The organism is Streptomyces sp. NPDC053431 (assembly GCF_044544925.1).
Taxonomy (GTDB): domain Bacteria; phylum Actinomycetota; class Actinomycetes; order Streptomycetales; family Streptomycetaceae; genus Streptomyces.
This window is the reverse complement of the sequence record NZ_JBITXX010000075.1, coordinates 1-1694: the sequence shown is the minus strand read 5'-3', so window position 1 is coordinate 1694 and position 1694 is coordinate 1. Positions and strand designations below refer to the sequence as shown.

The 1694-nt window shown below is 57.9% G+C and carries 2 protein-coding genes; one reads left to right on the top strand and one right to left on the bottom strand.

Features of this window, described 5'->3' with window-relative positions; genetic code table 11:
- Positions 1–232 (top strand): transposase family protein (locus tag ACIGXE_RS37715; protein ID WP_399754686.1); only part of this gene is annotated, 232 nt, incomplete at its 5' end.
- Positions 233–239: 7 nt separating this feature from the next.
- Here the strand turns inward: ACIGXE_RS37715 and ACIGXE_RS37710 are convergent.
- Positions 240–1280: a 2-dehydropantoate 2-reductase gene (locus ACIGXE_RS37710; protein ID WP_399754685.1), complete on the bottom strand. Its 1041-nt coding sequence runs from the start codon at positions 1278–1280 to the stop codon at positions 240–242.
- Between the last annotated feature and the right edge of the window lie 414 nt (positions 1281–1694).

Here is a 1694-nt window from a genome sequence, read left to right as displayed (position 1 = left end):
CTACCAAGGAGCCGGCGCCACCGTCCGCACCCCCTATGACCACCACCGGATCCAGCCGGCCCACTACCAGCAGTTCAACCGCGACCACGCCCGCCTGCGGGCCCTGGGGGAACGCGCCTTCGCACAGCTGAAGTCCTGGCGTATCCCGCGACGGGCACGATGCTCCACCCACCGCATCAGCCGGATCATCAAAGCCATCCACACCCTGCTGACCTGCATCTATACAGGATGAAAACGACTCAGTAATGTCCCCGGTCAGATATTCGGAGTTCTGCTAGTAGTTCGTCTCCCGACCAGCTCTCGCGTCGGATTGGCGAGGCGGCTTCTGCGAGCTTGACCAACTGCACTATGCGAGCTGAAACAGAGCTTGACATAGAGTACTTAGTGGCCATAGCTACTACTTCGCCTTGAAGTGAATCGATTTCTGTTGCGCGACCACGCTGGAGGTCTTCCCACATTGAGGAGCGGGCCTGTGCGTCGATGGCAAGAGATTTTGCGGCGATGGGTCTAAAGATGCTGTCGGGAAGTTTGAGAAGCCAGGGAGTGAGCGCTGGAGGAACGAGAGTGATCCGGGCAGGGGTGATGCCGCGAGCGCGGAATGCTGCCAAAGCCTCTTGCTGACTCATCGCAAGACATATGCGAAATGCGCGTTGTTCAAGCTGGTGTCGCAAGGGTAAACCAGATAATGCATTGATGGCGTTGTTCAGGTTCATTAAGAATTTTCCATGCTGTACGGCATGCATATCGCTGCGCAGTTGTACAGCCAGACCGGCCTGGCGCAGGGCGGCGGCGAGAGGCTGGGCGTCGGGAGTGTTGTCCAGCATTAAGGCGCCACCACTACCTTGATGGAAGTGTCCCGGCTCGGTTTGCAGCACGTTATAGGGAACCATTCCCGCCAGTACGGAGTGGCCGCGCAGCCGGGCACGTAGCAGGGCTGCGTTGTGCAGGCCGTTCTGGAAGCTGCACACCACGGCATTCGACTCAAGATGTGGGGCTAGGCTATCTGCTGCGGTCACGGTGTCAGCAGACTTAACAGTCATCAGTACAAAGTCCGCCTCAGATGCCGCTTGGGGTTCGGTTTCGATTCGTAGTGCAGTGGGTGGGACGCGGCGCGACGGCTGTTGGCCGCTGCTGAGGATCATCCCCTGGTCTCGGAGAAGGGCCATGCGCGCGTGACGCCCGATGAGCGTGACATTGGCAACCGTGGCGAGTCGGCCACCAAGATAGCAGCCGATGCTTCCTGCTCCGAAGACTGCGATGTGCAAGGGCTTGTGGCTCATAAAGGATCCCGTCTCTCGCTATCATAGGGATTGTAGGGACTTTGTGATTATTGTAGGATTCTCTCATCCATCGCAGAGTAAGGCTATACGTCACTGAAAACGTTTATGAAGTCGAGTAAAGCCTACTCAATCGCCGTGGTGTGCATGGAGTGCAGTCATTCGAGGTGAAGGCTTACGTAGCGGCGTATCGCTTGCGCCTAGCGGCTTGAGGTTAAACAGGGATTGCTTTTGTAAGATGGCCGATCGCTTTTGCCTGGAATGGGATGCTCATGCGGCCGAATACGGCGTGCGTAGAGTGGAATCCGCGTGACGCGAAGGTGGGCCTTGACCCCGAATCTTGGACACGGGCTATGCGGCTTGGGTCAGCGTAGTTGATGTTGTTCCGAGCGCTGTCTCGTAAGCGATCGGGCTGCG

What these genes read in the sequence shown, in the direction of transcription:
- ACIGXE_RS37710 (WP_399754685.1), bottom strand. Translation starts at nt 1,280, where the DNA reads ATGAGCCACAAGCCCTTGCACATCGCAGTCTTCGGAGCAGGAAGCATC.